We start from the raw sequence: 18,174 nt of genomic DNA on the forward strand, positions 1-18,174 counted from the left end.
CATGGCTGATATCAAGACTTTCTACCTGCCCGACCTCGGTGAAGGCCTGCCCGACGCGACCATCGTCGAGTGGCACGTGAAGGTGGGCGACAGCATCAAGCTCGATGCGCCGCTGTGCTCGATGGAAACCGCCAAGGCCGTCGTCGACGTACCTTCGCCGTACACCGGCAAAGTGACCAAGCTGCATGGCGCCGCGGGCGACATCATCGAAACCGGCGCGGCACTGGCCGAATTCGAGCCGGATCCGAACGCCAAGCAGCGCGCAGAAGCCGAGTCCACCGGCCATCACCACGGCCCGAAAAAGAGCGTGGGCAGCCCGGCGCCAGACGACAGCAAGAAAGTGGTCGCATCGGATGAAGGTGGTGAAGTCGACGAAACCAGTGCCGCACGCGAAGACGAAGGCACCGTGGTCGGTGCGATGGTCAGCGGCAACCATGTGCATGTCGAACAGGCAGCCAGCGTCGGTGGCGTGAAAGCCGTGCCCGCCGTGCGTGCGCTCGCCAAGAAACTCAAGATCGACCTCACCCGCGTGCACCCGAGCGGCGCCGATGGCGTGGTCACGATGAAGGACGTGAAGGACGCCGCCGCCAACGGTTCGGCTGCACTCGGTGCTGCCGCGCCACGTTCGGTGCCTGCATCGGCCGGTCGTCATCTCGCGCCGGAGCTGCCGGCTCCGCAAGAGCAAAGCCGCACCACCACATCACTTTCCGGCAAGGCCGTGCGCACCGCGCCACCTTCGGTGCAGGCCAGCGGCCAGCCGGAACAGTTGAAGGGCGTGCGTCGCAACATGGCTCGCGTGATGGCCGACGCGCACGCGCAAGTCGTGCCGACTACGCTGGTTGACGACGCAGACCTGCATGCATGGATCGGCAAGCAGGACATTACTGCGCGACTGATCCGCGCGATCGTGTTCGCCTGCAAGTCGGTGCCGGGCTTGAATGCATGGTTCGACGGCAAGAATCTCACGCGCACGCTGCATCCACACGTGGACATCGGCATCGCCGTGGATACCGACGACGGCCTGTTCGTGCCTGCGCTGCGCAACGCCGACGTGCTCGATGGCGCAGGCATCCGCGCGGCGATCAAGCGGCTGCGCACGCAGGTGGAAGATCGCTCGATTCCCGCGTCGGAACTCTCCGGCTACACGATCAGCCTGTCCAACTTCGGCATGTTCGCCGGTCGCTACGCCACCCCTGTTGTGGTGCCGCCGACCGTCGCCATCATCGGCGCGGGCAAGCTGAGTCACGACGTGGTCGCAGTGATCGGCGGCATCGAAGTGCATCGGCGCATGCCGCTGTCGCTGACCTTCGACCACCGCGCAGCCACCGGCGGTGAGGCTGCGCGCTTCCTCAAGGCGATGCTCGACGATCTCGCTCTGCCGAACTGATCAGCCGAACTGATCAGCAAAGAGTGCTGCAAAAAAGGGCGCCTTTCGGCGCCCTTTTTTTATCGTAGATGACGGATCAACTATGAAGATAGATCGCAAGCTGCCTCAGCATGGCGACAAGCAGCAAGACCAGAAACAGGCGTCTGGCGAAAAGCGAAATTCGGGCGGCGGCGATATTTTTTCTGGACCACTGTTCCGGCGGAATAATACCGACTCTTCCCCACTGGCTACCCCATAGTGCATAGAACAGACTGGGCACTCCCCAAAACAGAAATCCAAGCAATGATGCGTACGACGAAGGCTCGCTAAGACTGCTTTACACGCATGGCCTGGCCAGAAAACAAAGACTCGTAAATGAAGTAGTGGAAATAGATGAGGAAGATGCACGCTGCCACTGTTCTCGAAGTCACCATCCACGCACGGCGCGATACGCAACTCGCAATCATGCCAATGGTCAGAACGCCGAGAATTGCCACGGTCGTGACCTTTGCGCCGGTCCAGCCAGACTGTTGAAAGAAAAAGAACATCCACGCCGTAGACAATGTGGCGACAACGGCAATCGCCATGACAAAGCCGCCAGGCCGATACGGAGGGACAATTTTTCCGTGTCTGAAAGACTTGTCTTCCGACGTTTCAACATCGTGTTGCCTCGCGCTGATCGAACTCACATCCTTTCGAGTGAAGGCCTTCAGTAATCGCGCACGTCCAGCAGCACGAAACAGCTGACGCTGTAATCAGTGCCATCCGGCCAGGCGACTGCATCGAGCGCCACGGTTCCTGCGGTCCACGGTTCGTTGTCGAGCAGGACTTCGCAGCGAGCACCCTCGGGCGCATGACGGTGAGTCAGTCGCAGCCAGTGGAGTTCGGGGGTGAGCACCTCGCGCTTCAACACGACTTCGATGGCATCGATCGCTTCGGCCGGCACTGCCAACTCGCCGTCGCCGCGGGTAATGAACGGACCGATGAAAACGTCCCAGGTACGCACGCCGATATCCCACGCGACGATGCGCATCTTGCGATCGTCGGTGACGTACCAGCACGCTGCCAGAAGCACGTGGAACTCAAGACGTTCGAACGTCTTCAACGCATCGCGAGAACCGATGTCGCCCACGCCGAAGCCAACAAAACTTTCCTCGATGCGCCGCTCTTCGCTCAGCACCACATCGACATCCAGCCGACCCGGTTCGGCACCTACGCCCTCGTGCCAGATGGCGCGGATCGCCGGGAAATCATCGTCGGTGACCAGCCAGTCGTCTTCGTCCGGCACCAGTTCCACATCGTGCCGTTCGAACAATCGCAGCAGGTACTTTTGCAATGCCGCACTATCCATGGCGATCCTCGGTCTCGGTTTTTTTCGACGCCGGCAGGTCGCGCCAGGTCAGATACATGCGCAAGTCGAATTCGCGCTGGTGATATTCCGGCAGCATGTATTCGCACAGCTGATAGAACGCCTTGTTGTGATCGTGCTCTTTCAGGTGCGCCAGTTCGTGCACCACGATCATCTGCAGGAATTCCGGCGCGGCCGCCTTGAACAGCGCAGCGACGCGGATTTCCTTTTTCGCCTTGAGCCGGTTGCCCTGCACGCGCGAAATGGCGGTGTGCAGGCCAAGGGCGTGACCCACCACGTCAAGCTTGCTGTCGTAGAGCACCTTGTCGATACCCGGTGCGTTTTTCAAATGCTGTTGCTTGATGTCCATCGTGTACGCGTAGAGCGCGCGATCGTTCTGCACGGCGTGGCGCTCGGGATACCGTTTGGCAAGATGCTCGCCCAGCCGCTCCTGCGCGATCAACTCGCGCACCTTGTCCTGCAAGGTCACTGGATAGGACTGGAGATAGCGAAGCGGCGTCATGGTGCATTCTCGCATTACATCGTTTTCACCACGCCCGCGGCAGCCTGCAGGTCCCTTTCCGTCAATCGGGTGAGGCCATGCATCAAAGCCGACTGAGCAACATCGTGATCGACTGCCAGCTTGAAGATCTCGCGCCTGCCATCGAATTCTGGAGTCGCGCACTGGGCAAGCCGGTCGCCGATGCCGACGAAGATGGCGACGGCAAATACGCGAAGCTGCAAACCGCCGCCGACGAACCAGTGATCCTGTTGCAAAAGGTTGATCATCCGAATCGCGTGCATCTGGATATCGAGACGGACGATATCGATGCCGAAGTTCAACGCCTGGAAGCGCTGGGCGCACACCGCATCGAATTCGTGCATGGACGGTGGTGGGTGATGCAGGCGCCGAGCGGTCATCGTTTCTGCGTCGTACAACGACCAGAAGGACGAGCGATCCAACCGCACGCCAATCGCTGGGACTGATGCGACGTTCTCAGCGGCTTTGGCGTGGACCCCAGCAGGCATGTCGCAACAGCATCGCCAGCACAAGCACGACAGTAAATGCACCGTATCCGTACAGCGCTGGCAATACTTGCTGCCATATGCCCCCGCTGGCACGACCGAATTGACCGATTGTCGGCATCGGTGCCATGTCGAAACCGATCAGTGCGCACTGCGCAGCGGCGATCGCCGCGAACAAGAGCATCACCGCGTCAAACGTTCGACGACCTGACGTGCGCGGCAAGCTTTTAGGATAGGCCCAATACGCCCAGCAAAGAATCAGCAACCAAGGCGCAAGCAACAGGATGGACAGGTAACGCATCGAATCACTCCGTCATGGCAGCGCGCGCCGCAGTCAGGTCAATCCTGCGCGGCGAGTTGATCGAGCGCGTGACGCAAGGGCGCCAGCGCTGCATCCCTGGCCTGTTCATCGCGGTAGTCGGGCGTGCTTGCAACGTGTTCGCCATCCATTTCGATGGCGAAACCCCGTGGCCGGATTTGCATAACGGCATCGGCGCCACCGAGCATCTTGAGGCGCTTCTGCACAATACCGGCCGCCTTGGGATCGGTGAACGATGCCGAGAGCAGCAACTCCTCGCCTTCCGCGGAAAACAGGCGAAAACGGAAATTACCATCGGCATCGCGGAAACTCGCGAAGCGCGGCAATTTGTCCTGTTTGGCCGTCTGTTTCGGACGCGACGCCGAATCAGGCTTGGCGCTGCTCGAACGCAAGCCCAGCGCTTCGCGCAACGCCGCGATTTTCGGCGTGGCGATGGCGCGTGCCTTCAAAGCTCCCTGCTGCAGGATGACTTCGATGCCAGCCGGATCGGCCATGTGTGCTTCGTAGCGCTCGCGCATCGGCGCCACATCCGTTTCGATGCGCTCGTACAGCACCTGCTTGGCATCACCCCAACCAAGGCCATCCAGCAAAGCCGCATGGAAGGCGGCCGTTTCGGTTTCGCTGGCGAACGCGCGAAAGATGGTGAACAGCGACGACGTATCCGGATCCTTCGGCTCGCCCGGCAAACGCGAGTCGGTGACGATGCGCATGATCGTGTCGCGTAGTTGTTTCTTGCCGCCGGCGAAAAGCGGAATGGTGTTGTCGTAACTCTTGGACATCTTGCGGCCATCGAGGCCCGGCAAGGTCGCCACCTGTTCCTCGATCACCGCTTCGGGCAACACAAAAAAATCGTGTCCATGAATGTGGTTGAAGCGCTGCGCCAGATCGCGCGCCATCTCGATATGCTGAATCTGATCGCGGCCCACAGGCACCTTGTGCGCATCGAACGCAAGGATGTCCGCCGCCATCAGCACCGGATACATGTAGAGCCCGGCGGTGATGCCGGCATCGGTGTCATCGCCGGCCTCGGTATTCTTGTCCACGGCCGCCTTGTAGGCATGCGCGCGGTTGAGCATGCCCTTGGCGGCGATGCAGGTAAGAAACCAGGTCAGCTCGGGAATCTCCGGGATATCCGATTGCCGATAGAACGTGACCCGCTGCGGATCGAGGCCCGCCGCCAGCCAGGTAGCGGCGATTTCCAGCCGCGAACGTTCGATCCGCGCGGCGTCATCGCTTTTGATCAGCGCGTGGTAATCGGCCATGAAATAGAACGCATCGACATCGTCGCGGCGACTGGCCTCGACAGCCGGCCGTATCGCGCCGAGATAATTGCCGAGATGCGGAGTGCCTGTGGTGGTGATGCCGGTGAGAACTCGGGTCTGCATGAGGATGTCTGGATTCGGTTCTAAATGATCAGCGGAGCAGCGTGGATTTTCCGAACAGCGATTCGACCAGATCGACAGCGAGTTTCGCGGTCTGGTTGCGCTTGTCGAAAGCAGGGTTCAATTCAACGATGTCGAGCGATCCCACGCGACCGGTATCGGCAATCATCTCCATGCACAGCTGCGCCTCGCGATAGTTGGGGCCGCCGCGCACGGTGGTGCCGACGCCAGGCGCAATGCTAGGGTCGAGAAAATCCACGTCGAAGCTCACGTGCAGATGGGTGTTCTCGTCGATGCCGGCGAGCGCTTCTTCCATCACTCGCTTCATGCCGACTTCGTCGATGTGGCGCATGTCGTAAACCTGGATATTCGCCGCACGAACGAGCTTCTTTTCGCCTTCATCGACCGAACGGATGCCGATGTAACGGAAGACATCCGGCGTGGTTGCCGGCACATGGCCACCTAGACGAACAAGCCTATCCGGCCCGGTGCCGCAAAGACATGCCACTGGCATGCCGTGAATATTTCCCGAAGGCGTGGCCTGCGCGGTATTGAAGTCGGTGTGCGCATCCAGCCAAAGCACGCGCAGTGATTTGCCCTGGTCGCGACAATGTCGCGCCACCGCGGAAATCGAACCGATTGCCAGGCAGTGATCGCCACCCAGCATGATCGGCAAGTGGCCCGCGCTCAGGTCTTCGTAAACCGCGGCGTGCACGGCCGTGTTCCAAGCCACCACCTGTTCGAGATGTCGGTAGCCATCCGTCGGTGGTTGCCACGGATTGACCGGTCCCTGAAGGTTTCCGCGATCGATCACGCGCAACCCGCGACGCTCCAGCCTCGCCGCCAAATTGGCCACGCGCAATGCTTCCGGGCCCATCGATGCGCCGCGATGGCCGGCGCCAATGTCCGTGGGTGCGCCTATCAAGGAGACAGTGCGGTTACTCATGCGAATTTACCTGTCTGGATTTCCGGTCGTCGCGCTTGGCAAGCCGTTTCGGTCTCCGGTGCAAAAATCCGGGAACCAGCGGCCACGCTGCATTTGTTGCGCGCGCGGAATAGCTATTGTGAAACGGCTGCAGCGATCAGCGACAGTCGATGAATCCGATCGAGTTTACCGGATCAGCCGGAGGGCGGCTGGAAGCCGACGGCCTCACGCCATCACGGCGCAGCTGACTGTGCGGGAGTCACAGAACAACGGGCAGCAGTCGTTCGCACGTGTGCCTTGCAACACTGACGCATGCAATCACAAGGTGCACATCAGAGCGGGAACATTTCTGTTCCGCGAAAGAGATGGACACAAACGCAAACCCGTTCCGCATCGAGCGGAACGAGGAAAACTCAGACGGTATCGCCCAAACGATTCCGGGCCATCTCGTCCTCGCGTCGCGAGCGTGCGCCCTGACACCACGACACCAGATCACCAGTGTGCGTTGTGGCAACGGACGGCTTCTCGTCCCAGGCATTTTTCCCCATTAGCATCCCTGCAAACACCGACACCCCCCGCCAGAAGGCGGAATGCGCAATAAGCGTATGCATTGAATCACCCCAGACTGCCCCCGAGCAGTGTGGTCCGATCGTAGCAAGATTTCACGATCTGTGCACATTGCCTTATACGTTTTGATGGCATTTGAGACCTGCTGCTGCGGCAGCGATTTTGACTAGCTGGCGCGCAAACTCGCTTTGATCTCCGTGCAACTCAAAGCCGACATGGGAATCGAGCCGATCTGATGACGCGGAGCAAACCTCGCGTTTATGAGAACGTTCGCCGGGCCAAGGATGGAAATTCTCGCGGTCGGATTTCTCCGAAGCTCAAATCGCTGACAAAAAAAGGCCCGCATCGATGCGGGCCTTGATATCACTGGTGCCGGCACCCGGATTCGAACTGGGGACCTACTGATTACAAATCAGTTGCTCTACCAACTGAGCTATGCCGGCGAAGGTCGGGGATTCTAGCAGGCTCGGCGAGGGCTACTCAAAGGCAAATCGCCCATCAAAAGCATCCCGTGCTGTGCGAGCCGACGCCGCTTGCGCGGATTCGGTTGCGCCAATCCGCTTCGGCGCTGTCGGGCATGACCACATCCAGCCAGTATTCCGGAACAGTTTCGGCGCGTTCGCTCATGAGAGCCGGGAAGCCTGCGGCAACAACTTGGTCGCGGCGTTTGCGCGCATTCGACGGGTCCTTGAACACGCCGAGCGAGATGGTGTTGGAACGATCGCCGGAACTCACGACGAAATAATCGCCGATGTTTTTCTCGCCAACCTGACGCGCGAGCGCCAGTGCCTGCGCTCGGCTGCCCGATGCCGGCAAGTAAACCCACCAGCCATTCGACTGCGTGGTCTGCTCTTGGCGTGAACGCGTGCGATCAGCCTGGGCCGCGAGGCGCTGCCGTGCATTGCGCAGGTCCTGCGGCGTTGCGAACGGACCCAGCGCAAGGCAGGTATGGCTGGTTGAAGCCGGTGCGGTATTGATGGCGGCAACGGGCGCGGAGATCGGTGTCGACGCGGGCGGCTCCGGCAATTCCGACAGGAGCTTCAGTTCGGACACGCCCGAGTCGGTGGGATTGCCGCCATGGGCGTAAGGCTGCCCCAGCAACAGCCAGGCACCGACGGCAATGTTTAGCGCACTCAACAGTACAAACAACAGACGAAGAAACATCGAACCCCCGATCCCGGCGCGTCACGCATTCTAAACGGGCGAAGGCACCGTCACATGCGTCGTAGCCCACACCGCCAGCCCGCGCAGCACGCCGTCGTGAATCCGATCTGCGGGTATCGAAATCAACGGCAGCAGACGATCGGCATCACCGCCAGAGAGAATCAATGTCGTGCTGCCATCAAGTCGCGCACGCATCCGCGTGGCGAAGCGTTCGATCAACGCTGCCGATGCCTGCCAGCAACCTGAAGAGACGGCATCGGCCGTATTGTCGGCGAGGTCGAGGATGTCGCCATCGCGCTCGGGTCGCACGCGCGCCGTGGCATCCAGGAGGGATGTCTGCATGAGCATCGGCCCAGGCGCAATCAAGCCGCCAAGATGGCGACCGCCAGCGTCCAGCGCATCCAGCGTCAGCGCAGTGCCAATACTGGCGAGTACGCACGGCGCCCTGCCTGCGGCTTTTGCCGCGACCATGGCGAGAAACCGGTCGACACCCAGACGATGCGGCTCGGCGTAGGCGTTCTGTACGCCACATGCGTTCGCCGGCGAGCGCATCCATGTCGTCTGGCGCTCGAACAGTTGCAGAACGACAGCTTCCACCTGCGACTCGCGTTGAGGATCGACGACGGACGCCGCGACCACGATGAGAGGCCGAGGCAGGAATTTCCATTCGGCCGCAAGAGAACGCGCCGCGTCGATTTCCCAATTCGTCGCACCATGCGATGGCCACTCACCGGATGGCGAAACGAGTGCCCACTTCAATCGGGTGTTGCCAAGATCGAGCAGCAGCATCATGTGCGTCGCACCGTGACTTCCGCGCTGTCAATCAATCGCACGCTATCGTCCGCCATGCGCACGCGCAGTGCACCACGCGCGTCAACGCCGGCGCCCATGCCATTGAACGTTCCCAGCGCGCCGGTCAACCGTAGTGCACGATCGCGCAGCAGATCGTGTCGCTCGTACTCGGCTGCAAATCCTTCAAACCCCTGCTGCTCGAATTGACGCAAACCAGTCATCAGCGCAGCCATCAGCGACGAAGCGACGCGATTGCGATCTGGCGGCGCGTTTCCCGCAAGCGTTGCCAGGTCGCACGCCGGTTGACCGGCCTGTTCGCGCAATGCGGACGTGAGTCTCAGGTTGAGGCCGACGCCGATGATCGCCACGCAGGGCCCCTGATATTCACCGCCCAGTTCCACCAGCACGCCAGCCAGCTTGCCGCCAAGTGGTTCATCCTCCATCGCCACGATATCGTTCGGCCACTTCAGACCTGCACCGGCGACGCCCAATGGTTCGAGTGCGCGCAGCAACATCACGCCGATGGCCAGGGAAAGCCCGCTCAATCCGCCAAAACCGCGATCGAAGCGCTTGAGGCACGAGAGGTACACATTCAGTCCGGGCGGCGACAGCCACGGGCGTCCGCGCCGGCCGCGCCCTGCCGTCTGGGTTTCGGCGAGGACGAAACTGAAGTCCCGGCCATTCGCGCCGCGCCGTTGCAGTTCGCTCGATGTCGAATCCAGTTCCCAATGCACGTCGAGCCCGCCCAGCAGCGGCAACACGGACGCTGGCAAGCCGGCTGTGATCTGTTTGGCATCCAGCATTTGCAGCGGCCACGGCAATCGGTAACCGGCGCTGCCTGGCGCATCGATCGGCACGCCACGTGCGCGCAGAACCTCGATCTGTTTCCAGATGGCCGCGCGAGTCACGCCGGCTTGTTCGGCGAGCGCCGCGCCGGACAATGTTTCGCCAGTGGCCAGTGCCGCGAGCAATTGTGCCGGGTGCATCAGCACAGGCCGAAGGCGAGATCGCCATCGCGGATGCGCGATGGCGTATGGATAAGCAGGATGAGCATCCGCCGATTTTAGCCCGCTTGCTGCGCACGTTCCTGTCTCGCCGACGCCTTCGCAACCTGCCGGGCCAGCACTGGCACCACGCTAGGCTTTCTGACACGATCCCGGTCTTGTGGGTCAGGGAGTTCACCATGCTTGCCAAACATTGGCTTATCGGCTTTGCGATGTGCCTCGCCGGCGTAGGCAGCGCTTCGGCATCGAGCCGCAACACGCAGGATCTGGACAACACCACGCACGTGACGGCCGACAGCAACAGTGCGCACGACGACGGCGGCGCCATTGGCGACGTAGTGACCAGCTTCGCGCGTGGCACCCCACCCCGCGTGATCAGCCACGACAGCCACGGCAGCGTACCCGCCAGCAGTGATCGTTCGGGTGGCGGCGATCCCACGCCTGCACCTGCCAGGCAGCCGCGACTGGGCTGGCAATCACTGCTACCGGGATCCATCCAGTAAGCGCTCGGCCCCATGCCGGAACGTTGGTGGCATTCGCTGCGGGCTCGTTTCGAAACCGCGCCGATTCCTGATCCACTCTGGCGACGCGCAGTGAGCCACTGCCCGCTGGCCAGGCCATTACCACCCGATCAGCAAGTACAACTGCGCCATCTGGCGGCGCTGTTTCTTTCCCGCAAACAATTCCATGCACTCGCCGGTGTTGTTCTCGACGACTACTGGCGTTTGATGATCTCCCTGCAGGCTTGTCTCCCGGTGCTCCAGCAGGGTGCGGCCCTTCTGCGCGGATGGCGCGAGGTGCTGGTTTATCCGGGCGAGCTCAAGGTGCGCCGCCATACGCACGATATCGACGGCAATACGCAAGGAACGCTTAAGCCGCTCGCCTGCGATATCTGGGAACGCGGGCCGCTGGTGTTGTCGCTGGTCGACGTGCAACTGGATCTCGAACAGCCCTGGGATGGATGCAACGTCGTCGTGCACGAAATGGCGCACAAGTTCGACATGCTCGATGGACCGCCCGACGGCGTGCCGCCGCTCACGAATATTTCGAGGCGGCGATGGATCACCCAGTTCGAGCTTGCTTACGAGCGGCTGATCGAGGCAGCGAATCGCGGTGACAGCAAGATCGATGCACATGCCACGGAAAATCCCAGCGAATATTTCGCGGTGGTGAGCGAGCTGCATTATTCGCAACCAGCGTTATTGCGCGAGGTCGAACCGGAGATCGCCGAACTGCTCGAAGATTTCTACGGAAAATCTCCTGCGTTTGTTGCTTGAATCGCCAGCACCACGCGACGGTGAACTTGGCTAACCGGGCGCCAGCGCCACGCTGAAACGCGCGCCACCGAATTCCGGCGAGCGATCCACCACGAGTTCTCCCTGATACGCGTGCACGATGTCCTGCACGATCGACAGGCCGATGCCGTGCCCTTGCACGCGTTCGTCGCCGCGAACGCCACGTTGCAGCACTTTCTCGATCTTGTCGTCGGCGATGCCGGGGCCGTCGTCTTCCACGCTCAGGCGCAGTCCCGGACGCTGCTTTCCGGAAGGCGGCTGCATCTTCACCACCAGCAGCACGCGATGGCTGGACCACTTGAAAGCGTTTTCCAGAAGATTGCCCATCAATTCCAGCAAGTCGCCCTGCTCGCCATAGAAAACGGCGCCGTCGTCGATGTCGAATTCGCACAGGACATTCTTGGCCGCGTAAACCTTTTCCAGGCTCTGCACCAGATCTTCGGCGTGCCCCGCGATCGGTACCGCGCTCGCAAATGTCTGCCGGCCCGACGTAGCTGCGCGGGACAACTGATAGGCGACGAGTTCGTCCATGCGTCGCACCTGGTCAAGCACTTCGCTGCGTCGTGGCGCATCTTCGCCACTGACCGATTCGAGTTGCGACCGGATCACCGCCAGCGGCGTCTTCAAACTGTGCGCAAGATCGGCAAGCGTGTGGCGATAGCGTGTGCGTTGTTCGCGCTCGTTGTCGATGAACGCGTTGATGCGCTCGGTGAGGCCGGTCAGCTCCAGCGGATATTGGCTATCGAGTTGCTCGCTGTCACCGCGCTCGACGCGACTCATGTCGCTGGCGACTTTGCGCAGCGGCGTAAGACTCCAGCGCAGCAGCAGCAGTTGCAGCACGATCAGCATGACGCCCAGTATCGAAAGCCAGATCACCAGCGTGTGTCGCGCGACCGCATTTTCGCCTTCGAACTGGTCCTCGGTCTGCGCCACCATCACCGTCAACCCGACCGATTTCCGGTGCTCGGTATCCAGGGTCACGCCATAACTGAAGTAATACAGCCGGCCCATGCTGGTATCGATCGGCCCCCACTGCATCTCGCCTGGCGACAACGGCTTGAGGAAACTGAAATCACGACCAACAGCCGACAGCGATTCCCAGTGATAACCGTGATCGCCCACGGCAGCGGCATAGAGGCCCGAACCCGGTTGCGAAAAACTCGGGTCCGGCGCACTGCCCGGTGAGTTGTCCGGTTGCAGCAATTTGCCGTCGCGATTGATTTCGGTATTGGTGATGAAGGCGATGGCGAAATTGTACAAACGCGCATGCAGCGCGCTGAGTGCGCGCTCCTTGATCGTCTGCGACATCGTCAGTCCGACCAGCCCGAGAAAGCCGGCCACCACGAATCCGGTGGCAATCGCCGCGCGCGCCGCCAGCGAAAGCGGACGACGCGGCGACTCCGAATGATTACTCGTCGTCGCCGTCGGTGCGCGGGATGGCAAAGCGGTATCCGCGTCCACGTACCGTCTCGATGGGTTTGAGGGTGCCTTCCGGATCAAGCTTGCGCCGCAACCGGCCGATGAACACTTCGAGCACATTGGAGTCGCGATCGAAATCCTGCTGGTAGATGTGCTCGGTGAGGTCGGCTTTAGAAACCAGCTCGCCCGCGTGCAGCATCAGGTACTCCAGCACCTTGTATTCGTAGCTGGTCAGGTCGACGAGTTTGCCTTCGACCGTCACCGTTTGCGCTGTGGTATCCAGCTTGATCATGCCGCAGGCAAGAATCGGCTTGGACCATCCGCTCGCACGTCGGACCAGCGCGTTGATGCGCGCCAGCAGTTCCTCGACATGGAACGGTTTCACCAAGTAGTCGTCGGCGCCATACTTGAGGCCTTCGACCTTGTCCTGCCAGCTTCCGCGCGCGGTCAGGATCAGGATCGGATAACGCTGGCCGTGTTCGCGCAGCGCTTTCACCAGATCCATGCCGGACATTTTCGGCAGGCCCAGATCGATGATCGCCAGATCGAATGGGACTTCACGACCGAGGTAGATGCCCTCTTCGCCATCCTGCGCCGCATCGACCGCGAAACCGTCGCGTTTCAGGCGTGCCGCCAGCGTCTCGCGCAACGGCGCCTCGTCCTCCACCAACAGGATGCGCATCAGTGTTTCTCCTTGCTGCCCGCGTTCTTGCCGGGCGGATTCTTGGTTGACTGTGTAGAGACCGGATTCTTGCCCGGCTCGGATGAAATCGCCATCACTTGCACGTGCCCTTGCGGCGTGAGCACCTTGATCCGGTATTCCAGACGGCGACCGATCCTTCGCGGATCGGCCGAAAGCACCTTGCCGCCGGTGTCCTGCTGAACCTGCAACACGGCCTGATCCAGCGTCACCGTCGGTGCTGCCGGCTGCGAAGTCTGCGCACTCAACGGCGCCAACGGCGCCAGCAAAAGCGAAAAGGCCAGCGTCATCGTCCGGCCTGCCGAAACCCGGTTATAGCTTGTGATCATTGCGTCGATGTCCCGCCCCGCACCTGCCTGAACGTGCAGCGTAGGCAATCCGGGCTGAATACTGACCGGACGGACCGCGGCTGTCACGCCACCGCCGGATACGGCGCCATCGCCTGTTCGATCAACGCCCAGCCGGCTCCGGGAAGATGCGCGCCTTCGCTGATCGTCCGGCGGAACGCGCGCGCACCCGGCTCGCCTTGGTACAGCCCCAGCAAATGCCGGCTGATGTGTTTGAGCGCAGTGCCGCGACCCAGTTCCGCTTGCACGTACGGACGCATGTGCCGTAGCACATCGTCGCGCGATGGAAGCGCCTCGCCGTAGAGATCGCTTTCGATCCGGGCCAGCAAATACGGATCGTGGTACGCAGCGCGGCCCAGCATCACGCCATCCACCTGCGCCAGATGTTCGCGCACCTGATCGACGGTCGTGATGCCGCCGTTGATCACCACGACGAGTTGCGGAAATTCGCGCTTGAGCCGATACACGCGCTGGTAGTCAAGCGGCGGAATCTCGCGATTCTCCTTCGGAGAAAGCCCCTGCAGCCATGCCTTGCGTGCATGGACGGCCAAAACCTCGACGCCCGCGTCCAGCATCCGCTCGGTGAAATGCTGAAGGTCCACGTACTCGTCCTGATCATCCACACCGATGCGGCATTTCACCGTCACCGGCACGGCGACTGCATCACGCATCGCCTTCACGCAATCACCAACCAGCGCCGGCTCGCGCATCAAGCAAGCGCCAAAACGCCCCGACTGCACACGATCCGACGGACAGCCCACATTGAGATTGATTTCGTCGTAACCGGCCTGTTCGCCGTAGCGCGCAGCCTGCGCCAGTTCGGCCGGATCGCTGCCACCCAGTTGCAAGGCCAGCGGATGCTCCTGCTGGCTGTGTTCCAGCAGACGAAACTGATTCCCGCGCACGAGCGCCGCGCTGGTCACCATTTCGGTATAGAGCCGCGCACGCGACGAAAGCAGCCGATGGAAATAGCGGCAGTGACGATCGGTCCAATCCATCATCGGCGCGACGCAGATGCGGAAGGCGGTGGGCTCGCAGTTAGGCATCGCGATATTGTAGCTGCCCTCGTTTGGCCGTCGTTTGGACGGCCCAGCAAACCTTTGGGATGAATGTGATGCGAGGTTCGGGGCTCTCGGCCGTTGCTTGCGTGCTCATGATTCCCGCAGGCGGAAGCCGTTTTGCATCGAAGGAGACGGACGGGCCGCGCGTATCCACCTTGGCGATTCAGCCGTTCCTCGAATGGACCTCGGCGATTCCATCCAGGCGACGATCCTCGCCGGTCCGCACCTGAAATCGATGACAGCTCGCGGGCATCAGTTGATCTGACTTCCTCGTGGGCCTCGCATGGCAAAGCGGAGGGTAACGCGCGCAGGTCCGAAGACGGAGGGCGCGAGTTCGTAAAGGGCGAATTCGAGCTGTATTGCGGGCTGGATAGGCCTTTCGATCGGTGTAACTGTGACGTAAATCGCTTGATTTATGTTAATATTGTGTCTCTTCCCAACTCGATCAGGCCGCCCATGAAGACCCTCTGCCGTCTCCTCGCGCTGTCTCTTGTCATGCTGCTCGCATCCTGCGCCACCACGTCCGGTAGCAACCAGGCGCCACCACTCAATCCTGATGCGCAAGCCGTCACTTCGTACCACATCGGTGTCGACGACGAGCTGCAGATTTCCGTCTGGCACAACCCCGATCTCAGCGTCAGTGTTCCGGTTCGTCCGGATGGCCGAATCACCGTGCCGCTGATCGGCGACGTTGAGGCCGGTGGCCAGACGCCGGAGCAGGTCGCCGCCACGATCAAGGACAAACTCCAGGCCTTCGTGCGCGATCCGCAGGTCGCCGTCATCCTGACCCAGCTGCGCAGCCATGAATATCTGTCGCGCGTTCGCGTCACGGGCGCCGTGCGCACGCCGGTATCGGTTGCGTATCGCCAGGGCATGACGGTTCTCGATGCCGTACTGGCTGCGGGTGGCCCGACTGAATTCGCCGCCCCCGATCGCACCGAACTCTATCGTCAGGCCAAGGATGGCGTGACAACTCCCTACGCGGTGCGCCTCGACAAGGTGCTGCAGCGTGGCGACCTCACAACCAACTATCCGTTGCAGCCGGGCGATGTCATCACGGTGCAGCAACGCGCGTTCTAAGTAGCTACAGATTCAAGAATCAGGGGGAATTTCATGAGTGGTGAACTCGCGCCTTTCGGCGGGATGTTGCCAGTGCTTGCGAGCGAAGGACGACGACACCGTGTGGCGCTTGCCCTGGTGTTTGCGGCGATCGCTCTGGCTGCACTGGTGGTCGGCATGTTGTGGCCGAAAAAATACGACGCGTCCACCACGATCCTGGCGCAGGAAAGCAGCATCATCACGCCGCTGATGGAAGGTGCGGCCGCAACGACCGGCAACAAGAATCGCGCCGGCATTGCCCGCGACGTGATCTTCAGCCGCAAGATCATGGATCAGATTCTTGAGGTCGGCGGCTGGGCGGCCAGCCATCCCTCGCCGATCGAACAGGATCACCTGATCGAAGCCATCAAGGCGCGCACACGCGTCCAGATTTCGCAGGACAACCTGATCACCATCAGCTACTACGACACCGATCCCAAGCGCACCTACGACGTCACCCGTCAGTTCGCGCAGCTGTTCATCAGCGAAAGCCTGGCGTCCAAGCAACGCGAAAGTCGCGACGCGTTCGAGTTCATCAACAGCCAGGTCGAAGCGTATCGCCTGAAGCTGACAACAGCCGAAGAAAAGCTCAAGGCATATCGCGAATCCAACGCGGATGCACGACCCGGCAGCGAAGCCGACACCAGTGCGCGCATCAGCCAGCTGCGCACGCAGGTCGAGAATTCGCGCATGGACCTGATGGAAAAACGCTCGCAGGAATCGTCACTGCAAAGCCAGCTTTCCGGCGAATCCGAAGTCACCGCCGTGCAGACGACCGAAGGCATCTACCGCTCGCAGCTCGCCGATCTGCAAACCCAGCTCGACAAGCTGCTGATGACGTACACATCCGAATATCCGGACGTCGTGCGCATCCGTCACCAGATGGAAGACATCCAGCGCCAGATGGCGCAGGCGCAGCTGCACAAACAGAACGGCGGCCAAGCCGGTTCGCCCACGTCGATCGAAGGCAGCGCGCAGTTCAATCCGCTCTACCAGCAGATGAAAAGCCAGTTGTCCGCGATCCGCAGCGACATCGCGGCGAGCAACGCACGCATGAGTGCGAGCGAATCGATGCTTGATTCCGAACTCGAGCGCAGCAAGCGCATCGCCGGTTCGGAAAACGCCACCTCCGAACTCACGCGCGATTACGACGTCAATCGCGACGTCTACCAGGATCTGCTCAAGCGCCGCGAAAGCGCGCGCGTGTCGATGGATCTCGATGCCGAGCATCAGGGCCTCACCTTTCTTATTCAGAACCCGGCAGTGATGCCGCTTAGTCCTTCAGGCCTACGCTTTTTCCACTTCGGTCTGGCCGGACTCATCCTCGCGCTGGCGATTCCGATCGGCCTTTTGGTTGGTATCGCACGTTTCGATCCACGCGTACGCTCCGCCGAGCAACTGGAGCGACTCACCGGATTCACGACCTTGGCCACAGTTCCCTTCTATCCATCGCCGCAGGATCGACGCCGGGACAACCTGCGCAACACGATCATGGTGCTGGTGATCGCGGCAGTGGGTGCGGCGTACCTCATCCTTTTCCTGCTCAAGCTGAGGGGAGCGGCATGAACGCCAACGACGAACCGATCATCGACCGCAGCAACGATCTTTCCGAAGACGCTTCCGGCAATCTCGTGCAGTCCGCCACGGGCCATTCCATCGCGCGCATGGCCGAAGAAGGTGCGCTGGCCACGAAACAGCTCGAGTCGCGACAGCTGATCCATCGCGAGGATTCCGTTCGCAGGCAGTCCGATGCGTTCCGCGAAATTCGCACGCGCCTGCTCGGGCTCGCGGGCGAACAGAATTTCGTCACCCTGCTGGTTTCCGTGAGCCCGAACTCGGGCAGCAGTTTCGTGGCACGCAATCTCGCGACCGCTTTCGCCTTCGACGAAACGAAGACCAGCCTGCTGATCGACTGCAACCTGCGTTATCCGGCACAGCACAAGGCGCTCGGGGTCGAACCGCACAACGGCGGGCTGATCGATTTTCTCGAACACCCTGCGCTCGGCATCAAGTCCGTGCTTTACCACACCGGCATTCCGCGCATGCGTTTGATACCGGCTGGCAAGGCGCGCGAAAACGGCGGTGAATATTATTCGTCGTTCCGGATGCGCGCGGTAATCGATTCGCTGCGTTGTCGCTATCCGGATCGCTACATCTTTCTCGATGGCCCAGCCATCAAGGGGTCGCCGGACGCGCGCATTCTTTCCGACCTCGCCGACTTCGTGGTCGTGGTTGCAGGTTACGGACGGGATACGCCCAAGGCGATTACTCAGGCGGTTGCCAATTTCGATCCGGACAAGGTGGCGGGAGTGGTGTTCAACCACGCGCCCTGACGGCGCGCGATAAGGCGACACGATTGGG

Annotated in this window: 20 protein-coding genes and 1 tRNA gene; 7 read left to right on the forward strand and 14 right to left on the reverse strand. The window is 61.3% G+C overall.

What is annotated here, in order from left to right; genetic code table 11:
- The first annotated feature begins 1 nt into the window (after position 1).
- On the forward strand, positions 2-1,387 hold the full coding sequence (locus tag GSQ73_RS09245; protein WP_158883297.1) for a dihydrolipoamide acetyltransferase family protein: 1,386 nt from the start codon (positions 2-4) through the stop codon (positions 1,385-1,387).
- Positions 1,388-1,692: 305 nt separating this feature from the next.
- Here the strand turns inward: GSQ73_RS09245 and GSQ73_RS09250 are convergent, their stop codons facing one another.
- Genes GSQ73_RS09250 through GSQ73_RS09260 form a run of 3 tightly spaced genes read right to left on the reverse strand, consistent with a single transcriptional unit; the run spans position 1,693 to position 3,237 of the window.
- Positions 1,693-2,055, reverse strand: coding sequence for a tryptophan-rich sensory protein (locus tag GSQ73_RS09250; protein WP_158883299.1), 363 nt, complete (start codon positions 2,053-2,055; stop codon positions 1,693-1,695).
- A 20-nt stretch (positions 2,056-2,075) separates the two neighbouring features.
- Positions 2,076-2,717 (reverse strand): DUF6348 family protein, encoded by a 642-nt coding sequence (locus GSQ73_RS09255; RefSeq protein ID WP_158883301.1) that lies wholly within the window; start codon positions 2,715-2,717, stop codon positions 2,076-2,078.
- Entirely contained in the window at positions 2,710-3,237 is a 528-nt protein-coding gene (locus tag GSQ73_RS09260; RefSeq protein WP_158883303.1) for a M48 family metallopeptidase, read from the reverse strand. Before GSQ73_RS09260 ends, GSQ73_RS09255 begins: the two co-directional genes overlap by 8 nt.
- 77 nt (positions 3,238-3,314) lie before the next feature.
- Here GSQ73_RS09260 and GSQ73_RS09265 point away from each other — a divergent pair, with 77 nt between their 5' ends.
- The gene (locus GSQ73_RS09265) at positions 3,315-3,701 is read left to right on the forward strand and encodes a VOC family protein (RefSeq protein WP_158883305.1); all 387 of its coding nucleotides are present in this window, start codon (positions 3,315-3,317) and stop codon (positions 3,699-3,701) included.
- 10 nt (positions 3,702-3,711) lie between these two features.
- Here the strand turns inward: GSQ73_RS09265 and GSQ73_RS09270 are convergent, their stop codons facing one another.
- The 7 genes from GSQ73_RS09270 to GSQ73_RS09300 all read right to left on the reverse strand — a co-directional run bounded on the left by GSQ73_RS09270 (position 3,712) and on the right by GSQ73_RS09300 (position 9,875).
- A complete protein-coding gene (locus GSQ73_RS09270; RefSeq protein ID WP_158883307.1) occupies positions 3,712-4,041 on the reverse strand; it encodes a hypothetical protein in 330 nt (109 codons plus the stop codon).
- A gap of 38 nt (positions 4,042-4,079) precedes the next feature.
- Positions 4,080-5,444 (reverse strand): tryptophan--tRNA ligase, encoded by a 1,365-nt coding sequence (locus tag GSQ73_RS09275; protein WP_158883309.1) that lies wholly within the window; start codon positions 5,442-5,444, stop codon positions 4,080-4,082.
- A gap of 28 nt (positions 5,445-5,472) precedes the next feature.
- Positions 5,473-6,387: an arginase gene (rocF, locus tag GSQ73_RS09280; RefSeq protein ID WP_158883311.1), complete on the reverse strand. Its 915-nt coding sequence runs from the start codon at positions 6,385-6,387 to the stop codon at positions 5,473-5,475.
- Between the two features lie 913 nt (positions 6,388-7,300).
- Positions 7,301-7,376 (reverse strand) — tRNA-Thr (locus GSQ73_RS09285).
- Between the two features lie 55 nt (positions 7,377-7,431).
- Entirely contained in the window at positions 7,432-8,097 is a 666-nt protein-coding gene (locus GSQ73_RS09290; RefSeq protein ID WP_158883313.1) for an SPOR domain-containing protein, read from the reverse strand.
- Positions 8,098-8,127: 30 nt separating this feature from the next.
- The gene (locus GSQ73_RS09295; protein WP_158883315.1) at positions 8,128-8,889 is read right to left on the reverse strand and encodes a type III pantothenate kinase; all 762 of its coding nucleotides are present in this window, start codon (positions 8,887-8,889) and stop codon (positions 8,128-8,130) included.
- On the reverse strand, positions 8,886-9,875 hold the full coding sequence (locus GSQ73_RS09300) for a biotin--[acetyl-CoA-carboxylase] ligase (RefSeq protein ID WP_158883317.1): 990 nt from the start codon (positions 9,873-9,875) through the stop codon (positions 8,886-8,888). Before GSQ73_RS09300 ends, GSQ73_RS09295 begins: the two co-directional genes overlap by 4 nt.
- Positions 9,876-10,072: 197 nt before the next feature.
- On the opposite strand from GSQ73_RS09300, the gene GSQ73_RS09305 reads away from it, so the two are divergent.
- Positions 10,073-10,396, forward strand: coding sequence for a hypothetical protein (locus GSQ73_RS09305; RefSeq protein ID WP_158883320.1), 324 nt, complete (start codon positions 10,073-10,075; stop codon positions 10,394-10,396).
- Between the two features lie 12 nt (positions 10,397-10,408).
- Positions 10,409-11,170, forward strand: a complete 762-nt coding sequence (locus GSQ73_RS09310) for a M90 family metallopeptidase (protein WP_158883322.1) — start codon at positions 10,409-10,411, stop codon at positions 11,168-11,170.
- Between the two features lie 30 nt (positions 11,171-11,200).
- On the opposite strand, the gene GSQ73_RS09315 is transcribed toward GSQ73_RS09310, so the two are convergent.
- From GSQ73_RS09315 to dusA, 4 genes are all read right to left on the reverse strand, one after another.
- Positions 11,201-12,631, reverse strand: coding sequence for an ATP-binding protein (locus GSQ73_RS09315; protein ID WP_158883419.1), 1,431 nt, complete (start codon positions 12,629-12,631; stop codon positions 11,201-11,203).
- Complete coding sequence (locus GSQ73_RS09320; protein ID WP_113727681.1) at positions 12,597-13,289, reverse strand: response regulator transcription factor; 693 nt, start codon at positions 13,287-13,289, stop codon at positions 12,597-12,599. The genes GSQ73_RS09315 and GSQ73_RS09320 overlap by 35 nt, the downstream gene beginning before the upstream one ends.
- A complete protein-coding gene (locus tag GSQ73_RS09325; RefSeq protein ID WP_158883420.1) occupies positions 13,289-13,597 on the reverse strand; it encodes a hypothetical protein in 309 nt (102 codons plus the stop codon). The genes GSQ73_RS09320 and GSQ73_RS09325 overlap by 1 nt, the downstream gene beginning before the upstream one ends.
- A gap of 122 nt (positions 13,598-13,719) precedes the next feature.
- A complete protein-coding gene (dusA, locus tag GSQ73_RS09330; RefSeq protein ID WP_158883324.1) occupies positions 13,720-14,700 on the reverse strand; it encodes a tRNA dihydrouridine(20/20a) synthase DusA in 981 nt (326 codons plus the stop codon).
- Positions 14,701-15,171: 471 nt separating this feature from the next.
- Here dusA and GSQ73_RS09335 point away from each other — a divergent pair, with 471 nt between their 5' ends.
- From GSQ73_RS09335 to GSQ73_RS09345, 3 genes are read left to right on the forward strand one after another with little or no spacing between them, the layout of a single operon-like run.
- Positions 15,172-15,795 (forward strand): XrtA/PEP-CTERM system exopolysaccharide export protein, encoded by a 624-nt coding sequence (locus tag GSQ73_RS09335; RefSeq protein WP_158883326.1) that lies wholly within the window; start codon positions 15,172-15,174, stop codon positions 15,793-15,795.
- Positions 15,796-15,828: 33 nt separating this feature from the next.
- Complete coding sequence (locus GSQ73_RS09340; RefSeq protein ID WP_158883328.1) at positions 15,829-17,379, forward strand: XrtA system polysaccharide chain length determinant; 1,551 nt, start codon at positions 15,829-15,831, stop codon at positions 17,377-17,379.
- The gene (locus GSQ73_RS09345) at positions 17,376-18,146 is read left to right on the forward strand and encodes a polysaccharide biosynthesis protein (RefSeq protein WP_158883330.1); all 771 of its coding nucleotides are present in this window, start codon (positions 17,376-17,378) and stop codon (positions 18,144-18,146) included. Before GSQ73_RS09340 ends, GSQ73_RS09345 begins: the two co-directional genes overlap by 4 nt.
- The last annotated feature ends 28 nt before the right edge of the window (positions 18,147-18,174 follow it).

This window comes from Rhodanobacter sp. L36, assembly GCF_009765755.1.
In the GTDB taxonomy this organism is placed as follows: Bacteria; Pseudomonadota; Gammaproteobacteria; order Xanthomonadales; family Rhodanobacteraceae; genus Rhodanobacter.